Source organism: Georgenia subflava (assembly GCF_009193155.1).
GTDB classification, from domain to species: Bacteria; Actinomycetota; Actinomycetes; order Actinomycetales; family Actinomycetaceae; genus Georgenia; species Georgenia subflava.
The window spans coordinates 236,097-262,240 of record NZ_VUKD01000004.1; the positions used below are offsets into that span (position 1 = coordinate 236,097).

27 protein-coding genes are annotated in these 26,144 nt (G+C 72.8%); 18 read left to right on the forward strand and 9 right to left on the reverse strand.

What is annotated here, in order from left to right; translation table 11 throughout:
* The first annotated feature begins 94 nt into the window (after positions 1-94).
* The 4 genes from GD748_RS14510 to GD748_RS14525 all read left to right on the forward strand — a co-directional run bounded on the left by GD748_RS14510 (position 95) and on the right by GD748_RS14525 (position 2,100).
* Entirely contained in the window at positions 95-331 is a 237-nt protein-coding gene (locus GD748_RS14510) for a three-helix bundle dimerization domain-containing protein (protein ID WP_152195934.1), read from the forward strand.
* 158 nt (positions 332-489) lie between these two features.
* Positions 490-1,413, forward strand: a complete 924-nt coding sequence (locus GD748_RS14515) for a CHAD domain-containing protein (protein ID WP_193312958.1) — start codon at positions 490-492, stop codon at positions 1,411-1,413.
* Positions 1,414-1,468: 55 nt separating this feature from the next.
* Positions 1,469-1,726, forward strand: a complete 258-nt coding sequence (locus GD748_RS14520; protein WP_152195936.1) for a ribbon-helix-helix protein, CopG family — start codon at positions 1,469-1,471, stop codon at positions 1,724-1,726.
* Entirely contained in the window at positions 1,723-2,100 is a 378-nt protein-coding gene (locus GD748_RS14525) for a PIN domain-containing protein (RefSeq protein ID WP_152195937.1), read from the forward strand. The genes GD748_RS14520 and GD748_RS14525 overlap by 4 nt, the downstream gene beginning before the upstream one ends.
* Positions 2,101-2,104: 4 nt before the next feature.
* Here GD748_RS14525 and GD748_RS14530 read toward each other — a convergent pair whose 3' ends face one another.
* Positions 2,105-2,683, reverse strand: coding sequence for a GNAT family N-acetyltransferase (locus GD748_RS14530; protein WP_152195938.1), 579 nt, complete (start codon positions 2,681-2,683; stop codon positions 2,105-2,107).
* 94 nt (positions 2,684-2,777) lie between these two features.
* A complete protein-coding gene (locus GD748_RS14535) occupies positions 2,778-3,341 on the reverse strand; it encodes a TetR/AcrR family transcriptional regulator (RefSeq protein WP_152195939.1) in 564 nt (187 codons plus the stop codon).
* 69 nt (positions 3,342-3,410) lie between these two features.
* Between GD748_RS14535 and GD748_RS14540 the strand changes: the two genes are divergently transcribed.
* Positions 3,411-4,133 (forward strand): MBL fold metallo-hydrolase, encoded by a 723-nt coding sequence (locus GD748_RS14540; protein ID WP_152195940.1) that lies wholly within the window; start codon positions 3,411-3,413, stop codon positions 4,131-4,133.
* A 275-nt stretch (positions 4,134-4,408) separates the two neighbouring features.
* The gene (gene rox, locus GD748_RS14545) at positions 4,409-5,836 is read left to right on the forward strand and encodes a rifampin monooxygenase (protein WP_152195941.1); all 1,428 of its coding nucleotides are present in this window, start codon (positions 4,409-4,411) and stop codon (positions 5,834-5,836) included.
* Between the two features lie 266 nt (positions 5,837-6,102).
* On the opposite strand, the gene GD748_RS14550 is transcribed toward rox, so the two are convergent.
* The 3 genes from GD748_RS14550 to GD748_RS14560 all read right to left on the reverse strand — a co-directional run bounded on the left by GD748_RS14550 (position 6,103) and on the right by GD748_RS14560 (position 9,195).
* Positions 6,103-6,855 (reverse strand): ABC transporter permease, encoded by a 753-nt coding sequence (locus GD748_RS14550; RefSeq protein ID WP_452176693.1) that lies wholly within the window; start codon positions 6,853-6,855, stop codon positions 6,103-6,105.
* A gap of 232 nt (positions 6,856-7,087) precedes the next feature.
* Positions 7,088-8,053, reverse strand: a complete 966-nt coding sequence (locus tag GD748_RS14555; RefSeq protein WP_152196219.1) for an ABC transporter ATP-binding protein — start codon at positions 8,051-8,053, stop codon at positions 7,088-7,090.
* A gap of 20 nt (positions 8,054-8,073) precedes the next feature.
* On the reverse strand, positions 8,074-9,195 hold the full coding sequence (locus tag GD748_RS14560) for a LolA family protein (protein ID WP_152195942.1): 1,122 nt from the start codon (positions 9,193-9,195) through the stop codon (positions 8,074-8,076).
* A gap of 387 nt (positions 9,196-9,582) precedes the next feature.
* Here GD748_RS14560 and GD748_RS14565 point away from each other — a divergent pair, with 387 nt between their 5' ends.
* The 12 genes from GD748_RS14565 to GD748_RS14620 all read left to right on the forward strand — a co-directional run bounded on the left by GD748_RS14565 (position 9,583) and on the right by GD748_RS14620 (position 22,873).
* Positions 9,583-10,608: a LacI family DNA-binding transcriptional regulator gene (locus tag GD748_RS14565; protein WP_152195943.1), complete on the forward strand. Its 1,026-nt coding sequence runs from the start codon at positions 9,583-9,585 to the stop codon at positions 10,606-10,608.
* The gene (locus tag GD748_RS14570) at positions 10,605-11,579 is read left to right on the forward strand and encodes a carbohydrate ABC transporter permease (RefSeq protein ID WP_152195944.1); all 975 of its coding nucleotides are present in this window, start codon (positions 10,605-10,607) and stop codon (positions 11,577-11,579) included. The genes GD748_RS14565 and GD748_RS14570 overlap by 4 nt, the downstream gene beginning before the upstream one ends.
* 3 nt (positions 11,580-11,582) lie before the next feature.
* Positions 11,583-12,410 (forward strand): carbohydrate ABC transporter permease, encoded by an 828-nt coding sequence (locus GD748_RS14575; RefSeq protein ID WP_152195945.1) that lies wholly within the window; start codon positions 11,583-11,585, stop codon positions 12,408-12,410.
* Positions 12,411-12,437: 27 nt separating this feature from the next.
* Entirely contained in the window at positions 12,438-13,730 is a 1,293-nt protein-coding gene (locus tag GD748_RS14580; protein WP_152195946.1) for an ABC transporter substrate-binding protein, read from the forward strand.
* Positions 13,731-13,827: 97 nt separating this feature from the next.
* On the forward strand, positions 13,828-15,000 hold the full coding sequence (locus GD748_RS14585) for an ADP-ribosylglycohydrolase family protein (RefSeq protein ID WP_152195947.1): 1,173 nt from the start codon (positions 13,828-13,830) through the stop codon (positions 14,998-15,000).
* On the forward strand, positions 14,997-16,349 hold the full coding sequence (locus tag GD748_RS14590; protein WP_152195948.1) for an ADP-ribosylglycohydrolase family protein: 1,353 nt from the start codon (positions 14,997-14,999) through the stop codon (positions 16,347-16,349). Before GD748_RS14585 ends, GD748_RS14590 begins: the two co-directional genes overlap by 4 nt.
* Positions 16,346-17,305, forward strand: coding sequence for a PfkB family carbohydrate kinase (locus tag GD748_RS14595; RefSeq protein ID WP_152195949.1), 960 nt, complete (start codon positions 16,346-16,348; stop codon positions 17,303-17,305). Before GD748_RS14590 ends, GD748_RS14595 begins: the two co-directional genes overlap by 4 nt.
* Entirely contained in the window at positions 17,302-19,305 is a 2,004-nt protein-coding gene (locus tag GD748_RS14600) for an SUMF1/EgtB/PvdO family nonheme iron enzyme (RefSeq protein ID WP_152195950.1), read from the forward strand. The genes GD748_RS14595 and GD748_RS14600 overlap by 4 nt, the downstream gene beginning before the upstream one ends.
* Positions 19,302-20,510 carry a CaiB/BaiF CoA transferase family protein gene (locus GD748_RS14605; RefSeq protein WP_152195951.1) on the forward strand — a complete coding sequence of 403 codons (1,209 nt, stop codon included), beginning with the start codon at positions 19,302-19,304 and terminating at the stop codon, positions 20,508-20,510. Before GD748_RS14600 ends, GD748_RS14605 begins: the two co-directional genes overlap by 4 nt.
* Before the next feature lie 100 nt (positions 20,511-20,610).
* On the forward strand, positions 20,611-21,447 hold the full coding sequence (locus tag GD748_RS14610; RefSeq protein WP_152195952.1) for an HpcH/HpaI aldolase/citrate lyase family protein: 837 nt from the start codon (positions 20,611-20,613) through the stop codon (positions 21,445-21,447).
* A gap of 530 nt (positions 21,448-21,977) precedes the next feature.
* Positions 21,978-22,205 (forward strand): hypothetical protein, encoded by a 228-nt coding sequence (locus tag GD748_RS14615; RefSeq protein ID WP_226921401.1) that lies wholly within the window; start codon positions 21,978-21,980, stop codon positions 22,203-22,205.
* Positions 22,206-22,279: 74 nt separating this feature from the next.
* Positions 22,280-22,873 carry a dihydrofolate reductase family protein gene (locus tag GD748_RS14620; RefSeq protein ID WP_152195954.1) on the forward strand — a complete coding sequence of 198 codons (594 nt, stop codon included), beginning with the start codon at positions 22,280-22,282 and terminating at the stop codon, positions 22,871-22,873.
* Positions 22,874-23,045: 172 nt separating this feature from the next.
* On the opposite strand, the gene GD748_RS14625 is transcribed toward GD748_RS14620, so the two are convergent.
* From GD748_RS14625 to GD748_RS14640, 4 genes are read right to left on the reverse strand one after another with little or no spacing between them, the layout of a single operon-like run.
* The gene (locus tag GD748_RS14625) at positions 23,046-23,666 is read right to left on the reverse strand and encodes a TetR/AcrR family transcriptional regulator (protein WP_152195955.1); all 621 of its coding nucleotides are present in this window, start codon (positions 23,664-23,666) and stop codon (positions 23,046-23,048) included.
* A complete protein-coding gene (locus GD748_RS14630) occupies positions 23,663-24,427 on the reverse strand; it encodes a tyrosine-protein phosphatase (protein ID WP_152195956.1) in 765 nt (254 codons plus the stop codon). The genes GD748_RS14625 and GD748_RS14630 overlap by 4 nt, the downstream gene beginning before the upstream one ends.
* Positions 24,424-25,284, reverse strand: a complete 861-nt coding sequence (phnE, locus tag GD748_RS14635; protein ID WP_152195957.1) for a phosphonate ABC transporter, permease protein PhnE — start codon at positions 25,282-25,284, stop codon at positions 24,424-24,426. The genes GD748_RS14630 and phnE overlap by 4 nt, the downstream gene beginning before the upstream one ends.
* Positions 25,268-26,080 (reverse strand): phosphonate ABC transporter ATP-binding protein, encoded by an 813-nt coding sequence (locus tag GD748_RS14640; protein WP_152196220.1) that lies wholly within the window; start codon positions 26,078-26,080, stop codon positions 25,268-25,270. The genes phnE and GD748_RS14640 overlap by 17 nt, the downstream gene beginning before the upstream one ends.
* Positions 26,081-26,144 lie beyond the last annotated feature (64 nt).

Sequence of the window (26,144 nt, forward strand, 5' to 3'; positions counted from 1 at the left end):
GGGATTCTCCTCGGCGAGCCGACACGCCGACGACCCGCCGGTGTTCACCAGCTGTTCACTTGCCGATCGTCCGGCCCGTGGAGACACTCGCCCTATGCCCCACGATGCCGACGACGCGCCCAACCTGGACCACGCCGCGCACCAGCTGCACGAGGAGTTCGACGACGCCGTCGGGCCGGAGACGGTGGACCGCCACATCGCCGCAGAGGCAGGGCGGTTCGCGTCGGCCCGGGTGCAGAGCTTCGTGCCGTTGTTCGTCCACCGCCGGGTCCGGGAGGCGCTGCGTCGTCCCGGACCGGGAAGCCGCCGGCTCCCGGGGCAGGTGGCCTGAGGCAGCGATGAGGGCGGCCCGCGAGGTGGTCTGCGGCGTCGGTCCCGAGGTCGAGCCGGCGACCGGACCGGCGGGCCCGCCCGGCGTCGGCGGCCCCGACGTCGATCCGGCGGCCGGACCGGCGGGCTCGAGCGCCCAGCCGGGCCGTCGGTGATGCCGTGCCGCGCCGGCCGGGACCGGATCGCGAGGCCAGCCCGGACAGTCCGGCGTCCGAGGTCGTGCTCGGCTACGTGGACGCCCAGCTGCTCGCGCTGCGCCAGGCGCAACCCGGCGTCGTGGCGGACTCCCCGGATGCCGTGCACCAGATGCGGGTCGCCGCCCGGCGTCTGCGCAGCACGCTGAAGACGTTCCGGGCGCTGTTCGACCGTGAACCCGCGGAGCGGCTCCGCGAGGAGCTGAGGTGGCTCGGGACCGTCCTCGGCGATGCCCGCGACGCCGAGGTCATGCACGCCCGGCTGCGTGACCGGCTCGCGGCCGACCCCGTGAGCAACGGCCGGGCCGCGGTGCTGGGGCGCATCGATTCCGTCTTCGACGCCCGCCGCGCCCAGGCGCGCAAGCAGGTGCTGCGCGAGCTCGGGCGGCCGCGTCACCTGCGTCTGCTGGACGACCTGGAGGCCTTCGTCGCCGAGCCGCCGCTGACCGGACGAGCCGCACACGAGGCGAGCAAAGAGCTCCCCGGCAGGGCGCACAAGGCGTGGCGGACGGTGAGGCGCCGACACCGGGAGGTGGACGGGGCGACGGGCGCGGGCGAGCCTGCGGGGGCGCTGCACGAGGTCCGCAAGGCCGCCAAGCGGGCCCGTTACGCCGGTGAGGCGCTCGAGCCGGTCTTCGGGAGGGACGCCGAGCGGTTCGCCGCCGCCATGGAGGAGATCCAGGACGTGCTGGGCGCGCACCAGGACGGCCACCTCGCCCGTGAGGCCTGGACCGCCCTGGCCGCGCAGGCTCACGCCGCCGGGGAGAACACCTTCCACTACGGCCGACTGGCCGCGCAGGAGGAGGCCGGCGTCGAGGCAGCGCGCCGGGAGTACCGGGACGCCTGGCGAGCCGCGACCCGGAAGAGGCTCCACGCCTGGACGAGGTGATCGGGGCCCCGTTCGTTGGCAGACGACTCACCTGCATGCGATGTAGAGTTACATCATGTTACGTACGCAGATCTCCTTGACGGAGGCTGACCGGCGTCTCCTCGACGCGGAGGCTGCGCGGACGGGCCGGTCGATATCTGCCCTGATCCGCGACGCCGTCGCCCGGACGTACGGCTCCGCGGGGACCGTGGATGCCGACCTCCGTGCGATCGACGAGGCGGCCGGCGTCTGGAGAGATCGTGACGCCGACGGTGAGACCTACGTCGAGCGTCTTCGCTCCGGCGGCAGACTGGCCGAGGCGGACGCCGGGTGACGGTCGTCGTCGACACCTCGGTCCTCGTCGACGTCCTCCGAGGTGAACAGGCCGCTGTCGCGGTGCTTCGGCGGGCACGCAGCGCCGGCCCCCTGCATGCGAGCGAGGTGACGAGGCTGGAAGTGCTTGCCGGGATGCGAGCGCAGGAGGAGGGGGCCACCCGTGCGCTGCTCGACGTGCTGACGTGGCATCCCCTGGACCAGACGCTCGCCGAGCTCGCCGGAGAGCTCGGACGGCAGTGGCTGCCCGGCAACCGCGGTATCGACTCGGCAGATCTGGCGATCGCTGCTACGACGGCTGCCCTCGGTGCGCGGTTGCTCACGCGAAACATCCGGCACTTCCCGATGTTCGAGGGACTGACTTCGCCGTACTGAGAGCTCAGTCCCGCAGGCCGACGGCGTCGTGCCGCCAGAAGATGTCGGGATAGACCAACGGTCCGGAGAGGCCGGTGTCGTACGTGGGGAGCTGCCATGCCTGGAAGGCGGCCGGCGGGATCCGGGCCGACGGCCTGTGGAAGCCGAGGTCGCCCGCCGGTTGAAAGCCCGACGAGCCGTAGTAGCCGGGATCTCCTTCGAGGAAGACCACGGGCTCCGGGCGGCCCCGCAGCAGCTCCAGGGAGCGGTGCAGGAGCTGCCGCCCGACGCCTTGTCGCTGGACCTCCGGCCGAACGGACAATGGGCTGAGCACCAGAACGTCGATCAGCCGGTGAGGCGCGTCCACCCACCCCCGGGTGTAGGCGACGTGGCCGACGACGTGCCCAGGCCTTTCGGGATGCTCGGCGACGAAGGACAGGCCGAGCCAGCAGTGATCGCGGCGCATGTCCGCCAGGAGCGATGCCACGGCCGGGTCGTCGAAAGCAGCCGTCACCACGTCGTGGACCTGCGCCTCGTCGGACGGACGCTCCCGGCGGACGTTCCAGGTGGCGACACCGTCGGTGCTCGTCGGACTCGATGGCATGGGCACGTACGGTACGCAGGGCGCAGCCCCGGGCCGAGCTGTTTCCGGGGCCGGGACGTCGGGCCGAGTCTGCGCACCGTCCGCCCCATGCGCGTCACCGCGTGATGGTCGCGACGATCCGGTCGACGCCCCACGCGTAGGCGCGGTCGACGTCGCCACCGAGACGGAACGCCTCCGCGAGCTCCATCAGCAAGAACCCGTTCGCCCAGGCGGTCACGGTGCGTGCCGCCTCGAGGGCGTCGTCGTCGCCGGCGAGCCGGCGGGCGGCCTCCAGCACCGGGGCGCTCGCGCGGGAGAGCGTGTCGAGCTCGGGGCGCGCCGCCGGGGGCAGCGCGCCGAAGATGAGGCGGTAGCCGTGCGGCCGCTCGTGCGCGAAGGCACGCAGCTCGTGCGCGACGCGAACGAGGACGTCGCGCGGGTCCTCGCCGGCGCCGTCCGCTGCGACGCGCATCCGGCTGCCGAGGTCGTCGACCGACGCCTCGACGATGCGTCGGAGGAGCTCGTTGCGGTCGCGGACACGCTTGTACAGCGACGGTGCGCGCACTCCGGCGCGCTGCGCCACGGCCTGCATGGTCAGAGCGTCGACGCCGCCTTCCTCGACGATCGCACGACCGATCTCGACGACCGCCTCGTTCGTGGTGCGCTCCGGTGCGGGCATGGGGCCACCTCCTTCGAGATCACCATAGGCTATTGACCGTAGCCATGAAGGCTACGTATCGTAGCCAACATGGAACTCGCACCTGGCCTGCACCGCATCGGCAACGACATCGTCGCCGTCCACCTCATCGTCACGGCGGACGGCGTCACCGTCGTCGACGCGGGGTTCTCGGGTCACTACCGGCAGCTGCGCACGGAGCTGCGCCCCGTCGGCCGCGACCTCGGCGACGTCCGGGGCATCGTGCTCACCCACGGTGACTCCGACCATCTCGGCTTCGCCGAGCGGCTGCGGGCCGAGCAGGGCGTGCCCGTGTACGTGCACGACGCCGACGCCGCACGGGCGCGCGGCGAGGAGGGGACGAGCCCCGCGTGGGGTCACATGCGACTGGGCCCCACGCTGCGGTTCCTCGCCTACAGCGCGGGCAAGGGCGGCCTGCGGACGCGCCACCTGAGCGAGGTGCGCACGTTCGGCGACGGCGACGTCCTGCCGTTGCCGGGCGACCCGCGCATCATCGCGCTGCCCGGACACTCACCTGGCAGCGTCGCCGTGCACGTCCCTGCCGTGCGAGCCCTGTTCGTGGGCGACGCGCTGACGACCCGTCACGTGCTCACCGGGAGCACCGGGCCGCAGCCCGCGCCGTTCACCGACGATCCCGCGGCCGCGGCGGCCGCGCTCGAGCGGCTGGTGGCCATCGACGCCGGCTGGGTCCTTCCCGGCCACGGCGGCCCGTGGACCGGTGGCGTGCCGGCCTTGCTCGACGCCTACCGCTCCGCGGCCGTCGGCAGCTCGTAGCCCAGTCGGCCGGGCGAGCGAGAGGCCGGGCGAGCGAGGGGCCCGGCGAACGAGAGGGCTCGGCGAACGAGAGGGCGGCCCGGACGAGAGACAGGGCAGGCGAGGGAGGTCGCCGGGCAAGCGAAAGGCAGGGAGTCGTGCACTCCCTGCCACTCTCAAGATATATCGCACCGGGGGCCTTGCGGCAAGGCCCCGGTCACGGCGCAGAATCGTCCGCTCAGGCCGGATCCGAAGCACGGGACGGCCGGCAATCTCTCGGACGAACAGGGGACCGAATGATCGACGTCATCGTCGCCGGAGGCGGCCCGACCGGCGTCATGCTCGCCGCCGAGCTACGCCTTCACGGGATGCAAGTGCTGGTGCTGGAGAAGGAGCTCGGCCCCACACCGGTCGTCCGCGCTCTCGGGCTTCATGCCCGCAGCATCGAGATCATGGACCAGCGCGGGCTGCTGGAGCGTTTCCTCGCGCTGGGCACCCAGCACCCGGTCGGCGGGTTCTTCGCCGGCATCATCAAGCCGTCGCCCGGCGGCCTGGACACCGCGCACCCGTACGTGCTCGGCATCCCGCAGCCCCGGGTCGAGCGGCTGCTTTCCGAGCGTGCCTCCGAGCTGGGCCTCGAGATCCGGCACGGGTGCGAGGTCGTCGGGCTGAGCCAGGACGACGAGGGGGTGAGCGTCGAGCTTGCTGACGGCACGCAGCTGCGCGCGCGCTACCTGGTGGGCTGTGACGGCGGGCGCAGCACCGTCCGCAAGCTGATCGGCGTCGACTTCCCCGGAGAGCGGAGCCGCGTGGACACGCTGCTGGGCGAGATGGAGCTGACCGCGTCGCCCGAGACCCTGATGGCCGTGATGGCCGAGGTGCGCAAGACCCAGCTGCGGTTCGGGGCGATGCCCCTGGAGGACGGGGTGTACCGCGTCGTCGTGCCGGCGGCGGGCGTGGCCGAGGACCGCACGGTCCCGCCGACCATGGAGGAGGTCAGGCAGCAGCTGCAGGCGGTCGCCGGCACCGATCTGGGCGCGCACTCGCCGCGCTGGCTGTCCCGTTTCGGGGACGGCACGAGGCTTGCCGAGCGGTATCGGGTGGGCCGCGTGCTGCTGGCCGGCGACGCCGCCCACATCCACCCACCGGCTGGCGGGCAAGGTCTCAACCTCGGCATCCAGGACGCGTTCAACCTGGGCTGGAAGCTGGCGGGGGAGGTGGCCGGCTGGGCACCGGACGGCCTTCTCGACACCTACGAGACCGAACGGAGACCGGTGGCCGCCGACGTGCTGGACAACACCCGCGCGCAGATGGAGCTGATGTCCACCGAGCCCGGCTCGCAGGCGGTGCGCCGCCTGGTGTCGGAGCTCATGGACTTCGAGGACGTCAACCGCCACCTGATCGAGAAGATCACCGCGATCGGGATCCGCTACGACCTCGGCGACGGCCACGACCTCGTCGGCCGGCGGCTGCGGGACGTCCAGCTCGGGCGGAGCCGCCTCTACGAGCTGATGCACGACGGTCGCGGACTCCTGCTGGACCAGACCGGCCGGCTCTCGACGGCCGGTTGGGCCGACCGGGTCGACCACGTCGTCGACGTCAGCGACGAGCTGGACGTGCCCGCGGTCCTGCTGCGGCCCGACGGCCACGTGGCGTGGGCCGGCGACGACCAGAAGGAGCTGGTCGACCACCTTCCCCGGTGGTTCGGCGCTGCCGTCGGGTGAGCCCGCCGCAGCAGGCAGCGAGCGCGGCGCTGCCGTAGAGCCCACCGTGGGAGGGAGCGAGCACGGCGACGGTGGCCTGGGTGCCGGACCGTCGACCCGGTCGCCCGGCGCTCCATCGCCGCCAGTCGGCCGCAAACCTGTGGCTGAGGACGCATGCTGTGGCTGAAGACGCATGCTGCAGCATGCTGTTTCGTCCACGGTATGCGTTCTCGGGCACGACGTTTAGAACCGGCGGCCCTTGGGCGCCACACCGCAGGGCCAAGGCGTCAGGACAGCACGTCCTTGGTGGTGAACCGCCCGTACGCCAGGGCACCGAACAGCGCCACGTAGCCGGCCTGGAGCAGCGCGTTGTCCGCGAACGAGGTCCACACGATCGGCTGGCGCAGCAGGTCCGCGAAGCCGAGCCAGTGCTGGGCGAACAGCCACGGGTGCAGCCACTCGAGCTGGTCGAGCGAGCCGAGCACCTGCGCGACGATCGAGAGCACCACCGTCGTGGCCATCGCCCCCACCGGCACCTCCGTCAGGGTGGACACGAACAGGCCGACGGCGGAGAGCCCGAGCAGCGAGACGCTCACGTAGGCCGCCACCAGCAGCGAGCGGACGACGGACTCGCCGACGCCGATCGTGTCGCCGGACAGCAACGTCGCCGGTCCGACCGGGAAGAGCGCCGCACCGATCGCCGCACCGGTTAGGACCACGGTCAGCGTCGCCGCGAGGCAGAACGCCGCGGCGCCCGCGTACTTCACCAGGAGCAGGCGCAGTCGCCCTGCCGGGGCGACCAGCAGGTAGCGCAGCGTTCCGAGGCTCGCCTCCCCGGCGATCGTGTCGCCCGCGACGACGCCGACGGTCAGCGGCAGGAACAGCGGCACCGTCACCACCAGGGCGGTCACCGAGACGAACAGACCGTTCTGGGTGATCCGGTCGAGGAACGGCGGCCCCTCGCCCGGACCGGGTGGCGAGGGGGACAGCCGGACGGCGACGGCGACGAGCACCGGGATCGCCGCCAGCGCCAGCAGCATCGCCCAGGTGCGGCGGCGTCGGAACAGCACGGACAGCTCCGAGCCGAGCAGCGCCCAGCCGGCCGTCGGTTCCGGGAGCGGCTCCGGTGTGGGGAGCGGCCGGTCCGCCGCATACTCGGCCAGCGGCTTCCGGCGATCCACTGCCTGCTCGGCGAGCGGCTTCGAACGATGCGCCGTCCGCGCGGGGCCTTGAGCCGGCGGGTCCGCAGGCTGCTCCGTCGGCGCGGGGGAGTCACTGGGCAACGTCGAACCCCTCCCCGGTCAGCGCCACGAAGCGGTCCTCCAGGGACGCCTCCTCGACGCCGAACCCGCGCAGCCGTACGCCGCCTCGCACGAGGCCAGCAGCGATCGTCTCGGGGGCGGGTGAGCCCGCCGGCAACGGTGCCGTCACGTCGTCGCCGTCGGGCTCGGGGACCAGGCCGAGGCGAGCCAGCTCCGCGCGGGCGTCGGCCACGTCCGGGGTCACCACCCGCACGCGGGCGCGGCCGCGGCGCAGCTCGGCGAGGCTGCCGTGCGCGACGAGCGAGCCGACGCTCATCACCGCCGCGTGCGTGCAGATCTGCTCCACCTCGGCGAGCAGGTGGCTGGAGACGAACACCGTGGTGCCGCCCGCGGCGAGCGACCGCACCAGCGTGCGCACCTCCCGTGTGCCCTGCGGGTCGAGCCCGTTGGTCGGCTCGTCGAGCACCAAGAGCTCGCGCGGGCGCAGAAGCGCCCCGGCGATCCCGAGCCGCTGCTTCATGCCGAGGGAGTACGCGCGCACCTTCTTGTGCGCGGCGTGACCCAGTCCCACACGCTCCAGCGCCTCGGCCACCCGCGCATCGCGGGTGGCCGACCGTGCCGCCGGGTCGGCGGTGTCGAGGCGGCGCAGGTTCGCGGCGCCGGAGAGGAACGGGTAGAACGCCGGGCCCTCCACGAGTGCGCCGACGCGGGGGAGGACGTCGCGTCCGTGGCGCGGCATCTCGCGCCCGAGCACCCGCACCTCGCCGCCGGTCGCCGCAGCCAGACCGAGCATCACCCGGATCGTCGTCGTCTTGCCCGAGCCGTTGGGGCCGAGGAAGCCGAAGACGCTGCCGCGCGGGACGGCGAGGTCGATGTGGTCGACGGCGGTCTGCCGGCCGAACCGCTTGGTGAGCCCCTGGGTCTCGATCGCGAGCTCGGCGGTATCGGCCGGATGGTCCGGCGGTGCGCCGCCCACCTCCGCAGACGCCGGGAACGTCACGACCCGGCGACGGCCTGGAGCCGCTCCAGGGTGACGGATCCGATCAGCACGCGCCCGTCGTCGGTGACCAGCACGTTGACCAGGGCGGTCGAGAGGAGTCGGCCGCCGTCGACGGCGCGGGTGAGCTGGGCGAGCATCGGGTCGCTCGTGAGCTCATCGGCGGTGGGCAGGACGACGACGCTCTCCCAGCCCTCGCCGTCGACCATCGGCGCGGAGCCATCCGACGGGTGCGGACCGTGCGGTGCCGCGGTGTCCGGCCGGTGCGGTCCGGTCTTGTCCGACCCGTGCGGCGCCGTACCTGGTGCGGGCCGGGCCATCGCGCCCGGCCCGGCGAGGTCGGGAACGGTCTTCTCCTCGACGTCCGCGCCGGCCGGCGGGGTGAACTCGAACAGGGACGCGGCCGGCTCGCCGAGGTCGAAGGAGGTGTAGCCGAGCTCGAACGCGGGGTCCTCCTGACCGACGGCGTTGACGGTGACCCGCAGCGGGAAGCCGGTCTCGCCGTCGACGGCGATCGCGACCGAGCCGACGAGCGTGGCGTCCGTCCGTGGCGTGAGGACCAGCTCGTAGGCGTCCCGGCCGGCGACCGAGACGTCCTGGGCGACCGTCAGCTCCGTGCTCGGCTCCACGGCGTCGACGACGTGCTCCGCCAGCTCCTGCGGGGTCGGGACGTCGCCGGACATCTCGTGCGCGCGCCCGTCGACGCGCTCGGGCAGGGTGAGGTGGAGGGCGGAGTTGTCGGCCGAGTCGTAGACCCAGGCGTCCTGGCCGTTGACCACGAGGTCGCGCTCGGCGAAGGCGTCCATCACCTGCACGCGCATCGTGTCCGCCTCGCCGACGTAGACGCGGCCGGTGTGCGAGCCGGTGACCAGCTCGAGGGCCTGGGATGCAGCGTCTGCGTCGTCTCCGGCCAGGCCTCCGGGCAGCTCGGGCAGGCCGAGGTCGGAGGTCTGCTCGAAGGACCCGGAGAACGCCTCCACGGAGTGCTCGCCCATCATGGCGAGGATCTCCTCGGGCGACTTGTCGGGCAGGTCGGCCGCGCCGGCCGTGGACGTGATCGCGACAGCGCCGACGACGGCGGGCACGGCCGCCGCGGGGAGCCATCGGTACCAGCGGGCCATGAGGACGTCTCCTTCGTTGCGCTCAGTACGACGGTACGTCGTGCGGACCGCGACCCGCCAGCCATCGGCCCCCCGAACCCTGCGACGCCGGTCGCCGCGCACCGCGACACCGCCGGCCTCGACGGTGCCGCGCACCGCGACACCGCCGGCCTTGACGGGGCCGGGCCGGCAGTCAGGGCGCGCGGCGGACGGCTTGCCGCCATCACGACTGCGTACCGACCGGTGCGCCTCGGTCACGATTCGGACTCGGCGCTTGACACGCCCGCACCGGTCTGGAAACGTTTCCGAAACCAGCCTTGGAAACGTTTCCAACCAGTCGTGAACGACTTCAACCCAGGTCCCGAGCGACATGGTCCGGCTTTCGACGACGAAGGGAGAGCAGCCGCGATGGTCACCAACCGCGCGACCCTCCCGCAGGTCGCCGAGCGCGCCGGCGTCTCCCTCGCCTCCGCCTCCCGCGCCCTGCACGGCTCCGGCGCCAGCGTCGCCATGGTCGAGCGCGTCAAGGCCGCCGCGGCCGAGCTCGGCTATCAGCGCGACGCCACGGGACGTTCGCTGCGGCTCGGCCGGACCTTCCAGATCGGCTTCGCCGTCGCGGACATCGGCAACCCGGTCTACGTCGAGATGATGTCGGCGATCCAGGCGGTCGTCGCCGAGCGCGGCTACCGGCTGGTCGTGGCCACCACTGGCGGCACCCCCGAGTCCTCGGTCGACCTGGTCCGCTCGCTCAGCGGGGGGCTGGTCGACGGCCTGGTCATCAGCCCCCTGCGCCTGAGCCCCGAGCTCGTCACCGAGATGCGCGAGGCGGCGGTGCCGGTCGTGGCCATCGGCCGCTCGCTCGAGGCCGACGGCATCGACTCCGTCTCCACCGACTCGGCCGGCGGCATCGGCCAGGCCGTCGCCCACACGCTCGCCATCGGGCGCCGGCGCATCGGCTTCCTCAACGGCCCGCTCGAGACCACCCCGGGCGAGGCCCGCCAGCGCGGCTTCGACCACGCCGTCGCCCAGGACGGGTTCGGCGCGCACACCGTCGACACCCAGGTGGCGGCCGACTTCACCGTCGCCGCGGGCCTCGCCGCCGCCCACGAGCTGCTCGCCCGCCACACCGCCGCCCCGCTCGACGCCGTCGTCGCCGCCAACGACCTGCTCGCCATCGGCGCGATCAAGGCGGCCAGCGAGCTCGGCCTGCGCGTCCCCGAGGACCTCGCCGTCACCGGCATGGACGACACCGAGATCGGGCAGGTCTACCAGCCGAGCCTGACCAGCGTCTCGCTCCACTCGAGCGAGCGCGGCCGCCGGGCGGCAGAGCTCATGCTCCGCCTGCTCGACGACCCGCAGAGCAGTCCCACCACCGTCTTCGTCGAGCCCGAGCTGCGGGTCCGCGAGTCCACCCGAACGGAGGAGCAGGCATGACAGCACCGTCACTCGCCAGCGGCACGTTCCAGCCGCCGCTGCCCGAGCCGGAGCCCAGCTCCCGCAGGTCGAAGAAGCCGCGGATGGGCGGCGTGGGCAGGGCCAAGCGCCGCGAGGCCATCGCCCTGGTCATGCCGTCGCTGCTGCCGATCCTGCTGCTGAGCGTCGCGCCGCTGCTCGTCGGCGTGCTGCTCGCGTTCACCGACGCCCGCCTGGTGCGCAACCCGGAGTACACCTTCGTCGGCGTCGACAACTTCGTCCGGCTGCTCGACAACAGCTTCTTCTGGGAGTCGTTCCGCATCGGCATGGTGTGGGCGCTCTCGGTCACGCTGCTCCAGCTGGTCGCCGGCATGGGCCTGGCGCTGCTGCTCAACTCCGACCTGAGGTTCCAGGGCCTGACCCGCGTGCTGGCCCTGATTCCGTGGGCGATGCCGCCGGTGGTCGTGGCGATCATGTGGCGGATGATCTACTCCCCGAACGCCGGGCCGCTCAACGCGTTCCTCGGGGCGGTCGGGCTGCCGGAGAACATCAACTGGCTCGGCAACTTCGACACGGCGCTGCCCGCTGTCATCGTCGTCGGCGTCTGGCTCGGCATGCCGCAGACCACCGTCACGCTCCTGGCGGGCCTGCAGCAGATCCCCGCCGAGCTCTACGAGGCGGCCTCCATGGACGGCGCGGGCGCCGGGCGCCGGTTCGTCAGCGTGACGCTCCCGAGCCTGCGGCCGATCCTCACCTCGATCACGTCGTTGAACTTCATCTGGAACTTCAACTCCTTCAGCCTCGTCTACGTCCTCACCGAGGGCGGCCCCGGCGGCAAGACGATGCTGCCGATGCTGTTCACCTACCTCGAGGCGTTCAAGAACCGCAACATCGGCTACGCCGCCGCCATGGGAGTGGTGCTGGTCGTCGTCGTGGTCCTGCTCCTCGCCGCCTACCTCTGGTCGCAGTTCCGTGAAGAGAAGGAGGCCTGAGCCGTGCGTGCAGCCATCAAGCCGGCGCAGTACGTGGCGCTGTTCCTCTACATCCTCTTCCTCGGCTTCCCGCTCCTGTGGCTGATCTCCGCGTCGGTGAAGTCTTCGAGCGAGCTGAACTCCCTCACCGTCAGCCTCATCCCGCAGGACTGGCACTGGGAGAACTTCCCCGAGGCGCTCGAGCGCCAGGACCTCATCAGCTCGGCGTGGAACTCCGTCGTCGTCGCCCTCGTCTCGACGGCGCTCGTCATCGTCATCTCCCTGCCCGCCGCCTACGTGCTGGCCCGGTTCAAGGGGATGTTCCGCACCCTCGGCACCGGCTGGATCCTCGTCAGCCAGGTGTTCCCGGTCATCCTCATCATCCTGCCGCTGTTCCTCATCCTGCGGACCGTCGGCCTGACCGACTCCCTCGTCGGCCTGACCCTCGTCCACACCACCTACACGATGCCGTTCGCCCTGTGGATGCTGCAGGGCTACGTCTCCTCGATCCCGCCGGACCTGGAGGAGGCCGGCGCGATGGACGGCGCGGGGCGCCTCGTGGTGCTGCGGCGCATCGTGTTCCCGCTGCTCATGCCGGGCATCGTCGCGACGGCGATGTTCTCCTTCGTCTCCTCCTGGAACGAGTTCTTCTTCGCCCTGGTCCTCCTGCAGTCGCCGGAGAACTACACCCTGCCGATCACGCTGAAAATGTTCGTCGGCGGGGAGGGGAAGGTGGCCCTCGGCCCGCTCGCCGCGGGCTCGGTCCTGGCCGCCATCCCCAGCATCGTCTTCTTCTCCATCATGCAGAAGAAGCTCACCGGCGGCCTGCTGTCCGGTGCCGTCAAGGGTTGATCCCCCAACGCTGAAAGGCAACGAACCATGAACAAGCGTGGCGCTTCCATCGCTGCAAGCCTCACCGCCGGCGTCCTCGTCCTGTCCGCCTGCGGCGGCGGGGGCGACGACGGCGGGTCCGGGGCCGAGCCCACAGGCCCGATCTCGCTCGAGTTCCAGTCCCTGTCCGACCAGCCCGCCGCCATCGAGGCGACCGAGTCGATCGTCGACCAGTGGAACACCGACAACCCCGACGTCCAGGTCGAGATCGTCCCTGCCGGCTGGGACGGCATCTACGACAAGCTCATCACCCAGTTCAACGGCGGCGCGGCGCCGGACATCATCCACTACGAGGCCGCCTCGATCGTGCCCTTCGCGCGGGACGGCTACCTCGCCGACCTCTCGGAGTGGATGGACGAGGACTTCGCCTCCGACGTGCCCGAGGGCATCATGGAGACGGTCACCGTCGACGGCGAGGTCATCGCCTACCCGACCGAGCTGCAGTCCTACATGGTCTTCGCCAACCGCACCCTCCTGGAGGAGGCGGGCGTGGAGATCCCCACCGGCGAGACCATGGCCTGGGACGAGCTGCGCGAGATCGCCCAGGCGACGACGACGGACGGCACCTACGGCCTCGGCTGGGGCCTGAAGAGCCCGACCGCGGCGTTCATGACCATGGGCCCGACGTTCGGCGGCACCTACTTCGAGGGCACCGGCGCCGACGCCGAGCTCAAGGTCGACGAGGGCGAGCTCGCCATCCCCGAGCTCGTCAACGCGATGAACACCGAGGACGGCTCGATCCTGCCGGTCTCGCTGACCCAGTCCGGCTCGGAGGTGCTCGCCTCCTTCTACGCCGGCGAGATCGCGATGACGATGCAGGGCTCGTTCCAGGCGGCCAACATCGCCACCGACGCCCCGGAGGGCTTCGACTGGGTGGTCCTGCCCCCGCTCGAGGGCCCCGCCGGCGCCGGCCAGGCCGCCAACCCGCAGACCCTCTCGGTCAACATCGACTCGGAGTACCCCGAGCAGGCCGCGGAGTTCCTCAACTTCTTCACCCAGCCGGAGAACCTCGCCGCGCTGAACGAGGCCGACGCCCTCATCCCCGCCTCCGGCTCCGCCCAGGACCTCATGGCGGAGAACCTCTCCGGCGAGCAGGGCTGGGACGTCATCCTCTCCTCCGGCCAGCACTTCACCGACGCGCCCTACCTGTTCGTCGACCTGTACGCGCAGTGGAAGGACACCGTCGCCACCCCCGCCTTCCAGCGGTTCCTGGCCGGCGAGATCGACTCCGCGGGCCTGGCCGAGGAGCTGCAGGCAGGCTGGGACGAGATCAGCGCCTGACCCGGGTGCCGCGGCCGGCCGACCCTCCCGGCCGGCCGCGGCGCCGCACCGAGCGGTGGTGCACCTCCACCGCCCCCGCAACTGAGGAGCGACAGACGTGAGCTGGCTGGAAGACCGCGCGGTGGCCGTCATCACCGGCGCCGCCGTGGGCGACGCGCTGGGCGGCGCCATCGAGGGCTGGACCCCCGAGCAGATCGAGGAGCGCCACGGCGGCCGGGTCACCGGGATCGTCGGACCCTGGTACGAGAACTGGCGCGACGCGCGCCCCATCGCGCCGTACCACAAGGGCGACGGGCACATCACCGACGACACCCTCATGACCCGCGCCCTGGTGGAGGTCTACGCCACGCGCCGCGACCACCTCGACGCGTACGCCGTCGCCGAGGACCTCGTGCCGCTCATGATCGGCGAGCCGCGCTGGATCCCCGAGCTGGAGTCCACGGCCCTGCTGCTCCAGCGGGTCTTCCTCGCCGAGAAGTGGCTCGTGGCCCGCCTGCACTACGGCCACGTCGACCCCCGCGAGGCGGGCGTCGGCAACATCGTCAACTGCGGCGCCGCCATGTACATGGCACCCGTCGGCCTGGCGAACCCCGGCGACCCCCGCGGCGCCTACGCCGAGGCCATCGACGTCGCCGGGGCCCACCAGTCCAGCTACGGCCGCGAGGCCGCCGGGGTCTTCGCCGCCATGGTCGCCGCCGCCGTCGCGCCCGGGGCGACGGTCGACGACGTCACGACGGCGGCCCTGGACGTCGCCCACGACGGCACCCGGGCGGCGCTGGTCGCCGTGGTCGAGGCGGTCGCCGGCCGCGCGGTGCCCGCCACGGACGACGACGAGCGCGAGCTCGCGCGCGTCGTCCGCGACGCCGTCGCCCCCTTCGACTCCGTCGGGCCCGAGTACCGGCAGATGTCCATGGACGCCCGGCGCCCCTCGCGCACCAAGGCCATCGAGGAGCTGCCCGCCGCCCTGGGGTTCGTCCTCGGGCACCGCGGCGACTTCCGCGGCGCCGTGCTCGGCGCCGTCAACTACGGCCGCGACGCCGACTCCATCGCCGTCATGGCCGGCGCGGTGTGCGCCGGGCTCGGCGGCCCCGAGTCGGTTCCCGCCGAGTGGCTCGACGAGATCGAGACCGCCAGCCAGATGGACATCCGCGAGACCGGCCGCCTCATGGGGCAGGTGGCGCTGGACATCGCCGCCCGCGACCGCGACCGCACGCGCGCCCGCCTCACGGCGCTGGAGGACCTCACCGTCCGGGAGGAGGAGCCGGCGTGAGGCTGACGTGGGCCCAGCCCGAGGACCTGCTCGCCCACGAGCTCGTCCAGTCCGCCGCCGAGGGCAAGGACACCGCGGACGTCGCCCGCCGCTGGCAGGACGCGGGCGGCGACGTCGTCCCCGCCGCCTCGGGCGCGTCGGCCACGCCGGCGACGCCGGAGCTGCGCGCCCTCGCCCGTGACCTCCTCGCCGAGCTCGCCGCCCGGCCCGGGGCGCCCGCCGCGCACGAGCCGGACGACTGGGACGCCATCGAGGCCCTCCTCCCACCCTCTCCGCGGCTGCCAGAACCGCGGGACGCCGAGCGCCGCGTCCACGGCGCCTGGACGGGCCGCGCCGCCGGCTGCCTGCTCGGCAAGCCCGTGGAGAAGATCCCGCGCCAGGGCATCGAGGAGATCCTGCGGGCCACCGGTCGGTGGCCGCTGCGGACCTACTTCACCGCCGTCGGCCTGCCGGAGGACGTCGCGGCGCGCTGGCCGTGGAACCGGCGCAGCGCCCCGACCTCGCTGGAGGAGAACATCGCCGGGATGCCCGAGGACGACGACCTCAACTACCCGCTCCTGGCGCTGGACCTCCTCGAGCAGCACGCGGAGCCCACCACCGAGGACGTCGCCAAGGCATGGCTGGACAACCTGCCCGCCGGGCGGGTCTTCACCGCCGAGCGCGCCGCCTACCGCAACATCCTCGACGCCCGGCCCGTGCCGGAGACCGCGACCCACCTCAACCCGTTCCGCGAGTGGATCGGCGCCCTGATCCGCACCGACGTCTTCGGCTGGGTCCGCCCCGGCGACGTGCACGCCGCCGCCCGGCTGGCGTGGACGGACGCGCGCCTCTCGCACACCCGCAACGGCACCTACGGCGCCATGTGGGCCGCCGCCCTGTGCTCGGCCGCGACGGTCTGCGACGACGTCGAGCAGGTCCTCGACGCGGCGGACGCCGTCGTGCCGCCGGAGAGCCGGCTCGCCACGGCGGTGCGCCGGGGCCGCGAGCTGGGTCGCGCCGGCGGGGACGTCGCCGACGGGCTCGACGCCCTGCACGCCGACTACGGGCACCTGCACTGGGTGCACGTCCTCAACAACGCCGCGGTCATCGCCTACGCGCTGACCCGGGGCGGCGGGGACTTCGGGCAGTCCGTGGCGATCGCCGTCACCGCCGGGTGGGACACCGACTCCGCCGGCGCCACCGTCGGGTCGGTGCTGGGCGCGCTGCTCGGCACCGACGGGATCGGCGAGCGGTGGACCAGCCCGATCCGGGGCACGATCGCCACGTCCCTGCCCGGCGGGGACGTCCGCAGCATCGACGAGCTGGCGCGGCGCACGCTGCGCCTCCAGACCCAGGAGGGAGCAGCATGAGCGGCACCGTGGTGGTGGTCGGCAGCGCGAACGTCGACCTGGTGGTCGACGTCCCGCGCCACCCCGGCCCGGGAGAGACGGTCCTCGGCGGGAGGCTGCGCCGCAGCCCCGGCGGCAAGGGCGCCAACCAAGCGGTGGCCGCCGCGCGCGCCGGCGGCGCCGACACCTGGTTCCTCGGGGCGCTCGGCCGCGACGGCGCCGCCGACCTGCTGCTCGAGTCGCTCACCGGCGCCGGCGTGCACGAGGACCTGGTCGCCCTCAGCGACGAGGCCACCGGCACCGCCCTGATCTGGATCACCGACGACGGCGAGAACGCCATCATCGTCGCGCCCGGGGCCAACTCCGAGGTCGCCGTCGACGACGCCGCCGCGGCGCGCCTCGCGCAGGCGGACGTGGTCCTCGTCCAGCTGGAGATCCCGCTGGAGACCGTCGTCGCCGCCGCCCGTGCCCGCCGGGACGGCGCCCGCTTCGTCCTCAACGCCGCCCCCTCGCGCGAGCTGCCGCCGGAGGTGTGGGCCGAGCTCGACCTGCTCGTCGTCAACGAGCACGAGGCCCGGGACCTGGCCCCCGCCGCCGGGGCGCTCGGCTCCAACGACGCCGCGGCCGCCGCCGGCACGGGCGAGCGGGCCGCCGTCGGCCCCGAGGACCTGGCGACGGCGCTGCTGGAGAAGGTCCCGGCCGTCGTCATCACCCTCGGCGGGGACGGGGCGCTGGTCGCCGAGCGCGGCGCCGACCCCGTCACCGTGCCCGCCCCGAAGGTCACGGCCGTGGACACCACCGGCGCCGGCGACACGTTCTGCGGCGTCCTCGCCGCGGCGCTGGCCGGTGGCGCCGGCCTGGCCGATGCCGCCCGCCTCGCCTCCGCCGCCGCGGCGCTGGCCGTGACGAAGCCCGGCGCCCAGGCGGCGGTGCCCACCGCGGAGGAGACCGCCGACCTCGCGAAGGAGCCGGCGTGACCTACAGCTTCGACCCGCTCGTCCCGCGTCCCATCGACATGCCAACCGCCGTCCCGCTCGGCGACGACGTCGACCTCGCCGCCCTGGACGAGGCGAAGATCTTCGCCGCACCGGACGACCCGGCCGACTGGCCGGCATGGCGGAGACGCCTGCAGGCCTGGCGCGAGGATGCCCGCGACCGGCACGCCTACGACGGCGCCGCCTACGAGCGCCCGAACGCCCGGTGGGCGGCGAGCTGCTTCACCGTCGCCCAGGTGTGGCTCTGGGACGAGTTGCTGTACTCCTTCGAGGAGCACCGCTTCACCCCGGAGCGGTTCGTCGCGGACGCCCGTGAGCGGTTCGGCGGGCTCGACGCCGTCGTGCTCTGGCACGCCTACCCGGTCATCGGTATCGACGACCGCAACCAGTGGGACTTCTACCGGGACGTCCCCGGCCTGACCGGGCTGGTCGAGGACCTGCACGCCGCGGGGCTGCACGTCTTCGTCGACTACAACCCCTGGGACACCGGCACCCGCCGCGGCGAGGACGACGTCACCGAGCTCGCCGCCGTCGTGCGGGAGCTGCAGGCCGACGGCGTCTTCCTCGACACCCTCAAGAAGGCCGACCCTGAGCTCGTCGAGTCGCTCGAGCGGGCCCGGCCCGGCATCGTCCTGGAGGGCGAGTCCAAGCTCGCCGTCGAGCGGATCGTCGACCACAACACCTCCTGGGCGCAGTTCTTCGCCGACAGCGAGGTGCCCGGCGTGCTGCGCGCCCACTGGTACGAGCGCCGCCACATGCAGCACCACATCCGCCGCTGGCACCGCGACCACTCCGATGAGCTGCAGTCTGCCTGGCTCAACGGCGTCGGCGTCATGGTCTGGGAGGTCGTGTTCGGCGTCTGGGTCGGGTGGAACCCGCGCGACGCCGCCACCCTCACGCGCATGGTCGTCGTCCAGCGCGCCGCCGGCGACCTGCTGCTCGAGGGGGAGTGGACCCCGCTCGTCGAGATCTCGGCCGACGCGCACGCCGCCGGCGTCTACGCCTCGACGTTCTCCCGGGACGGCGTCACCCTGTGGACCCTGGTCAGCCGCGGCGCGAGCGACTGGTCCGGCGTCGTGCCGCTGGCCGGTCACGGCGGCGGCGCCGTCCTCGACCTCTTCACCGACGCCGACACCGGGGCGGTCGCCGTGCCGGCACGCAGCGTCGGCGCCGCGCTCCAGCTCGCCCCCGGTGCGTCCGAGCCCCACTGGCTGCCGGAGCTGCGTGCCCGGCTCGCCGACCTCGAGCACGACGACGACGCCCGCTTCCCGCACCGCCTCGCCCGGCGGCTCGGCCCGGCCCCGGCGCCGTCCGTGCCGGCCGAGGGAGTCCCCGCGGACGCCGTCGTCGTCCCGGCGGGGGAGTACGTGCTGACCGTGCGTCACCGCGCCCGCGAGACCGGCATGTACCAGGGCGCGCCGTACGTCGACGAGTGGAAGCCGCTCGTCCCGCGCCTGCACGACGCCCGCACCCTCCAGCGCGACGGCGTCCTCGAGCGCCCGGTCGCCGTCGCCGCCACCGAGGCGACCAACGCCGAGTTCGCCGAGTTCCTGGACGCCACCGGCTACGCGCCCGCCCACCCGCACAGGTTCCTCGCCCACTGGGCCGGCGGCCGCCCGCCCGCCGGGCACGAGGACGAGCCGGTCACCTTCGTCGACCTCGACGACGCCCGCGCCTACTGCGCCTGGCGCGGCGGTCGCCTGCCCACGGAGGACGAGTGGCAGCTCGCCGGCGAGCAGGGCCTGCGCCGCGGCGAGCCCGCCGTGTGGAACTGGACCGAGTCCGAGCACAGCGACGGCCGGACCCGGTTCGCGATGCTCAAGGGCGGCAGCGCGCATCAGTGCGAGGGCTCGGAGTGGTACTTCGACGGCGGCGTGCGCGGCCCGGAGTTCACCGCCAAGCTGCTCGTGCCCGGCCTGGGTCTGGCCCGCAGCTCGAGCATCGGCTTCCGGTGCGCGTGGACCCTGGGGGGAGAGCGGTGAGCGTCTCGCGGGAGAGGTCCGACGGCGCGCTCGCCGGCCTGCGGGTGGTCGACGCCTCCACCCTGTTCGCCGGCCCGCTCGCCGCCATGCACCTGGGCGACATGGGCGCCGACGTCATCAAGGTCGAGCACCCGGCCAGGCCGGACCCCTCGCGCGGGCACGGCGTCGCCAAGGACGGCGTGAACCTGTGGTGGAAGACCCTCGGCCGCAACAAGCGCGCCGTCACGGTCGACCTCGGCTCCGACGGCGGCCGCGAGGTCTTCCTCAGGCTCGCCGAGACCGCCGACGTCGTCATCGAGAACTTCCGCCCCGGCACGCTCGAACGCTGGGGACTCGGCTACGACGAGCTCTCCGCCGCCAACCCCGGCCTGATCCTCGCCCGGGTGTCCGGCTTCGGTCAGCTCGGTCCCTACCGCACCCGCCCCGGCTTCGGCACCCTCGCCGAGGCGATGAGCGGGTTCGCCGCCATGACCGGCGAGGCCGACGGCCCGCCGACCCTGCCACCGTTCGGGCTCGCCGACGGCATCGCGTCCCTGGCCACGGCGTACGCCATCATGACGGCGCTGCACGCCCGGCAGGCGACCGGACGCGGTCAGGTCGTGGACGTGTCGATCATCGAGCCGATCCTGGGCATGCTCGGCCCCCAGATCACCCGCTGGGACCAGACCCGCACCGTCCAGCCGCGCACCGGCAACCGGTCGGGCAACAACGCCCCGCGCAACACCTACCGCACCAAGGACGGGCAGTGGGTCGCGGTGTCGTCCTCGGCGCAGTCGATCGCCGAGCGGATCATGCGGCTCGTCGGCCGCCCAGACCTCATCGAGGAGCCGTGGTTCGCGCACGGCCACCTGCGCGCCCAGCACGCCGACGTCATCGACGAGGCGGTGGGCGGCTGGATAGCCGAGCGCAGCCGGGACGAGGTCGTCGCCGCGTTCGAGGAGGCGCAAGCCGCGGTGGCGCCGGTCTACGACGCCCAGGACATCGTCGACGACCCGCAGTTCCAGGCGATCGGGACCATCCACGAGATCGAGGACCCCGAGCTGGGGGAGATGCGCATGCAGGGGCCGCTGTTCCGGCTCTCCGGCAACGACGGCGTCATCGCCTTCACCGGCCGTCCGCACGGCGCCGACACGGACGAGGTGCTCGGCGAGCTCGGGTTCACGCCGGAGCGTGTGGCCACTCTGCGCGACGAAGGTGCGGTATGAGCCGCTCGGTCGGCGCGCGGGTAGACACCCTGACGCCACGACGCCGCCGCTCGTCGCGGGCACACCGGGGCACATCATTGCGGGCGCACCGGGGCGCACGATGACCCGCCCGGTCATCACGCTGCTGTACGTGCCGGGCGACCGGCCGGACCGGGTCGTCAAGGCGCTCGCGTCCGAGGCCGACGTGGTGATCGTGGACCTCGAGGACGCCGTCGCCCCCGCGCGCAAGGACTCTGCCCGCACGGAGGTGTCCCGGCTGCTTGCGGACGTCGACCGGCCTGTCCAGGTGCGGATCAACCACCGGGCCACGCCCTGGCACGACGACGACGTCGCCGCGCTGGCGGCGCTGCCGGCCGCGGTCGCGGCCCGGGTGCCGAAGGTCGAGTCCGCCGAAGAGGTCGCCCTCCTGGCCGGCCGGCTCCCGGGGCGGGCGCTGCACCTGCTGATCGAGTCGGCACTCGGTGTCGAGCGGGCCTTCGAGATCGCGACGGCGTCCGAGCAGGTGGCGTCGCTCGGGCTCGGCGAGGCGGACCTGCGCTCGGACCTGCGGGTGAGCGACGACGCCGGGCTGGCCTGGCTGCGGGGCCGGGTCGTCAACGCGGCCCGGGCGGCCGGGCTGCCCTCGCCGGCGATGTCGGCGTTCACCAACGTCCGTGACGAGGCCGGCCTGGTCGAGTCCTGCCGGGCCGGCAAGGCCCTCGGCTTCCTCGGTCGCTCCGCGATCCACCCGGCCCAGCTGGCACCGATCCGCGCGGCCTTCCGGCCGAGCGACGAGGAGGTCGCACGCGCGCGGTCCGTCGTCGAACGGGTCGGCGCAGCTCGTACCGACGGGGTCGGCGCGATCGCCCTGGCGGACGGCACCTTCCTCGACGTCGCCATGGTCGAGCAGGCGCGGGCAGTCCTCGCCCTCGCGGACGAGGAGCCCGGAGATCGGTGAGGAAACGGTGCGCCAGTCGCATCGATCTCTCACCAATGATGCTCGACCGACTGTGTGAGATCCCCGGGGTTCTGGCACTCGTGGACGCGGAGTCCAACGATCGGTGAAGAAGCGGTGCGCCAGTCGCATCGATCTCTCACCAATGACGCTCGACCGACTGCGTGAGGCCTCCGGGGTACTAGCGTTCGTGGACGCGGAGTCCAACGATCGGTGAGGGAACGGTGCGCCAGTCGCATCGATCTCTCACCAATGACGCTCGACCGACTGCGTGAGACCTCAGGGCATGCGGGCGTGGTGCGCCCAACCCACTGAGCGACGTCCGATCTACCTACCTACTGCCCGACCAGAGCCCGGGAACCCCAGGGCGATCAGAGGACCGCTCTTGTTCAACGCCTGGCGATCGAACTCGCGGGACAGGGGGATCTACCAGGAAGGACATTGCGATCAGTGACATCAAGGACCTCCTCGACGCCGAGGGTGCGGAAGCTGAAGCAGCGGAGGCTGACCAGATTGCGTCCGGTCGGACCGACGTGACGGTGACTCGCGGCCACGTCCGTGCCAAGACCCTGCAGATCCGGCTCAACGAGGACGAGCTCGGTGAGCTCACTGCACTGGCTCAGGACCGCGGCCTTCCGGTCTCGACCGTTGCGCGCCAGCTGCTGCTGCAGTCGCTCGCGCCGACGGACGATCTGCGGAGTGCTTTGGACCGGCTCGAGCGGGACCTCTCCGCAGTGCGACGCAAGGCTCTCAGCGCCTGATCTCCGGTACCCCTGGTCAGGCGGGCGTGAGGACCACATGGTGTGCCACGGCAACGACCCTGGAAGGAACAACGATGTCCGAGCTGATGATCGACTGCATCACCTCCCTGGACGGCTACGCGGCCGCGGAGGGCTGGCCCGGGTTCTGGGGACTCGAGGGACCCGAGTACCTCGCGTGGCTCGACGAGCCGTCCGAGCACGAGCACACGACCCTGATGGGGGCGAACACGTACCGGTTGATGTCAGGGTTCGCGGCCGAGATGCCGGACGACCCGGGTTTCAAGCAGATCGCAGAGATGCCCAAGGTCGTCTTCTCCTCGACGCTCGAGGAGCCGCTGTGGTGGGCCAACACGAGACTGGTGAATCAGGACGCCGTCGAGGTCGTGCGCGAGATGAAGCGCGACGGCACCACGCCGTTGCGCACTCTCGGCAGCCTCAGCCTGTGCCGGTCCCTGCTCGGGGCCGGCCTGGTTGACCGGTTCCGGGTGGTGGTCTTCCCAGTGATCACCGGCAGCACCGGCCGGGAGCGGATCTACGACGGCTACCCCGACGTCGCCCTCGAGATGGTCGGCAGCCGCACGTTCGACGGCCGGCTGCAGCTGCTCGAGTTCGTCCCCACCGTGCTCAGCGGCCCGCCCGGCACCGACCATGGCGGCCGGGGAGCCTGATCGGGGCGGATCAGTGCCCGGCGGCCCGCCCGGCACCGACGGTGGCGGCTGGGGAGCCTGATCGGGGCGGATCGCTCACAGAAGACGTCCACCTGGCCGCGGGCACCGCATCCGGTTCTGGTCGTTCAGCATGTTCGCATCCGCAACGGCCACCTTCGAGCCGTCGACTGCCTCAGGACGTGCTCATCCCTCGCCAGGCGACGCGGATGGCGTCGGCGCAGCGCGCCATGGCGTCCGGATCCTCGAAGGACACGCCGCGCACGACGAACTGGTAGTAGAAGACCCCCGTCATCAGGTCGATGCACGCGTCGAGGTCGAGGTCGTCGCGGAGCTCGCCCCGGTCGATCCCCGCTCGCAGCAGCGCGACCAGTCCGGCACGGCGCCGGGCCACGTGCGAGCGCCAGTACGCCTGAGCGAGCTTGCGATCCGTCATCGCGAGCCGGAGCCGTAGGCGGAAGCGACCCTCGGGGTAGGTCGCGCCCGTCGTCTGCGTGGACGAGGTGAAGGCGGCGAGCACGTTCTCCAGCAGGTCACCCTCGAGCGGGATGTCGTAGGGCTCACGCCCCTGGTCGAGGGCCGCTGCGACGAGGTCGGTCATGCTCGGCCAGCGCCGGTAGATCGCAGCACGGCTCACGCCGCTCAGCTCGACGACCCGCCGGACGGTGATCTCCTCCCCGCGCTCGAGCAGCTCGATCGCGGCGTCGACGATCCGGCCGTCATGGCCCACGGCCCGCGGACGGCCCGGGCCGCGGGGATCAGCCGCGGCCCGGACCGGGTGCTCGAGGGTCGTCATTCTCCGAGCGCCCGCTCACGCAGGCGGGAGATGAGTCCCTCCGTGAGCCCGGCGTCGTGCAGCGGTGCGAGCGGGTCGCCGTGACGCTCGACGAGGCCGTCGAGGAACTCGCGCATCGGTGCGTCCGAGAACTCCTCGCGCAGGGCGGCGCGTGCTGCGTCGTCCAGGTCGAACCCGAACCGACGCAGGAGGGGAGTCATCATCGGCCCGATGCGTGCCATGATCGCCGCCGAGTTCGGCCCGGTGCGGGCGTAGTCGGCCACGATCGCCTCGCGGTTCGCGCCCAGCGCGAGCAGCAGCGACGCGGCGAGCACGCCGGTACGGTCCTGGCCTGCGGCGCAGTGGAAGGCCACGGCGCCGGGAGCGTGCGCGATGACCGCCAGCGCCGTCACGATCTGGGCCGACGCCCTCTCGTACATCCGCAGGTACATGTGACCGAACGCGTGCTGGTCCAGGGCGTCGATGTCGGCCGCGGCGCCGATGTCGGCGAGGAACGGCACGTGGTGGTACGTGACCGCCGCCCTCGTCCCGAGCGGGCCGCGGCCCGTGAGGTCGAGCTCGGCGGTCGAGCGCAGGTCGACCACCGCGCGCAGCCCACCGGCGACGAGCTGGTCGGCGACCTCCTCGGTGACGGTCGTGAGATCGTCGGCGCGGATGGCGACTCCCGCGCGCAGCGTGCCGCCGGCGACCTCGATGCCGCCGAGGTCACGGAGGTTGACAGGGGCGGTGAGCGGGACGGTGGGGTCGATGACGGCGGTCATGTGATCTTCCTTCGGATGACGGCGCTGGCCTGGTCGATGACCGTGACGAGCACGATGATGCAGATGACGATGGCGCTGAGGTGGCCGTAGTCGTACATCTTCATGGCGGTGGTGAGCTCCAGACCGATGCCGCCGGCACCGACCATGCCGAGGATGGTCGCGCCGCGCACGTTCCCCTCGAAGAGCAGGAGCGTGTAGGAGACGAGCATCGGGGCGGACTGCGGCAGGACGCCGTACTGGATGACCTGGCGCTTCGAGCCGCCGACCGCCTGCACGGCGGTCACGGGGCCGGCGTCGACCGCTTCCATGGCCTCGGCGAAGATCTTGCCGATCGAACCGATCGAACCGATGGTCATCGCCAGGATGCCCGCGAACGGGCCGAGCCCCACGGCCGAGACGAACATGAGCGCGAACACGAGGTCGGGCAGCGACCGGATGACGTTCATCGTCCAGCGCGTGGGGTAGTACAGCCACCGCGGGGCGATGTTCGACGCCGCGCCGAACGCGACGACGAGCGAGAGCACCGCGCCGAGGGCCGTCCCGACGATGGCCATCTGCAGCGTCTCGATCAGCAGCTCGACGATCGTGCCGAGCTTGTCCCAGGTCGGCGGGAACAGGCGCGAGAGGAACTCGCCCATGTTCACAGCCCCCTCACCAAGCTTGGCCACGTTGAACTCGGCGCCGACGAACGACCACAGGAGCAGCACGACGACCACCGGGAGGCCGAGGAGGAACCGGGCGCGAGGCACGGTGAACGCGCGTTCCAGGCGCTCGCGCTCGCGGGGGTCGAGCTGCGGCGCCGGCGCGGCCTTGTTGCCGCGCGTGCCGGTGCGGGCTGTCTCAAGCAGCGTCGACATCGCCGTCCGCCCCCTCGTCGTCATAGATCGCGGCGAGGTCGGTCGTATCCACCCGCGCGGTTGGAGCCGAGACGACCATCCGGCCGTGGCGCATGCCCTCGATGCGGTCGGAGTGCTCGAGCGCGAGCGTCATGACGTGCAGGCTCACCAGCACCGGGATGCCGTCCTCGCGGGCGATCTCGTGCAGCAGGTCGAGGACGTCGTGCGACATCCTCGGGTCCAGCGACGCCACGGGCTCGTCGGCGAGGATGAGCTTCGGCCGTTGCATCAGTGCACGCGCGATCGCGACGCGCTGCTGCTGGCCGCCGGACAGCGTACGGGCCTGGGCGGTGGCCTTGTGCGCGATGCCGACCCGGTCGAGCAGCTCCATGGCCCGCCTGCGGTGCACGCCGGAGAAGCCGCCCACGAGGTTGACGGGGCCGGCGTCGTGCAGGGCGCCCGTCAGCACGTTGGTGAGGACGCTGAGCCGGCCGACGAGGTTGAACTGCTGGAAGACCTGCCCGACCGACGCGCGCACGTCGCGCAGCTGGCCGCGCCGCAGGTTCGTCAGGTCGTACCCGACGACGCGTGCCGAGCCGCCGGTGATCGGTGCGAAGCCGGTGAGGCTCTTCATGAGCGTCGACTTGCCGGACCCGGAGGAGCCCAGCAGGGCGACCATCTCGCCCGGGAAGAGGTCGAGGTCGACGCCGTCGAGCACGACGGGCCCGTCGTCGTAGGCGACGCTGAGGTCCCGTACCGACACGAGCGGCAGCCGGGGCGGCCCGACGGCGGGGCCCACGGGCGTTCCGGTGGCCATGGCCGTGGTCGTGGCCGTGGCGGTCGTGGTGGGCGCGGTCGCCGTCGTGGCCGCGGCGGCGGCT

Bases quoted from the DNA above. Each gene is read 5' to 3' on its own strand.
- GD748_RS14510 (WP_152195934.1), top strand. From the start codon at position 95: ATGCCCCACGATGCCGACGACGCGCCCAACCTGGACCACGCCGCGCAC.
- GD748_RS14520 (WP_152195936.1), top strand. From the start codon at position 1,469: ATGTTACGTACGCAGATCTCCTTGACGGAGGCTGACCGGCGTCTCCTC.
- GD748_RS14530 (WP_152195938.1), bottom strand. From the start codon at position 2,683: ATGCCATCGAGTCCGACGAGCACCGACGGTGTCGCCACCTGGAACGTC.
- GD748_RS14535 (WP_152195939.1), bottom strand. From the start codon at position 3,341: ATGCCCGCACCGGAGCGCACCACGAACGAGGCGGTCGTCGAGATCGGT.
- GD748_RS14540 (WP_152195940.1), top strand. From the start codon at position 3,411: ATGGAACTCGCACCTGGCCTGCACCGCATCGGCAACGACATCGTCGCC.
- rox (WP_152195941.1), top strand. From the start codon at position 4,409: ATGATCGACGTCATCGTCGCCGGAGGCGGCCCGACCGGCGTCATGCTC.
- GD748_RS14550 (WP_452176693.1), bottom strand. From the start codon at position 6,855: ATGCTGCTGGCGCTGGCGGCGATCCCGGTGCTCGTCGCCGTCGCCGTC.
- GD748_RS14560 (WP_152195942.1), bottom strand. From the start codon at position 9,195: ATGGCCCGCTGGTACCGATGGCTCCCCGCGGCGGCCGTGCCCGCCGTC.
- GD748_RS14565 (WP_152195943.1), top strand. From the start codon at position 9,583: ATGGTCACCAACCGCGCGACCCTCCCGCAGGTCGCCGAGCGCGCCGGC.
- GD748_RS14570 (WP_152195944.1), top strand. From the start codon at position 10,605: ATGACAGCACCGTCACTCGCCAGCGGCACGTTCCAGCCGCCGCTGCCC.
- GD748_RS14580 (WP_152195946.1), top strand. From the start codon at position 12,438: ATGAACAAGCGTGGCGCTTCCATCGCTGCAAGCCTCACCGCCGGCGTC.
- GD748_RS14595 (WP_152195949.1), top strand. From the start codon at position 16,346: ATGAGCGGCACCGTGGTGGTGGTCGGCAGCGCGAACGTCGACCTGGTG.
- GD748_RS14610 (WP_152195952.1), top strand. From the start codon at position 20,611: ATGACCCGCCCGGTCATCACGCTGCTGTACGTGCCGGGCGACCGGCCG.
- GD748_RS14620 (WP_152195954.1), top strand. From the start codon at position 22,280: ATGTCCGAGCTGATGATCGACTGCATCACCTCCCTGGACGGCTACGCG.
- GD748_RS14625 (WP_152195955.1), bottom strand. From the start codon at position 23,666: ATGACGACCCTCGAGCACCCGGTCCGGGCCGCGGCTGATCCCCGCGGC.
- GD748_RS14630 (WP_152195956.1), bottom strand. From the start codon at position 24,427: ATGACCGCCGTCATCGACCCCACCGTCCCGCTCACCGCCCCTGTCAAC.
- phnE (WP_152195957.1), bottom strand. From the start codon at position 25,284: ATGTCGACGCTGCTTGAGACAGCCCGCACCGGCACGCGCGGCAACAAG.
- GD748_RS14640 (WP_152196220.1), bottom strand. From the start codon at position 26,080: ATGGCCACCGGAACGCCCGTGGGCCCCGCCGTCGGGCCGCCCCGGCTG.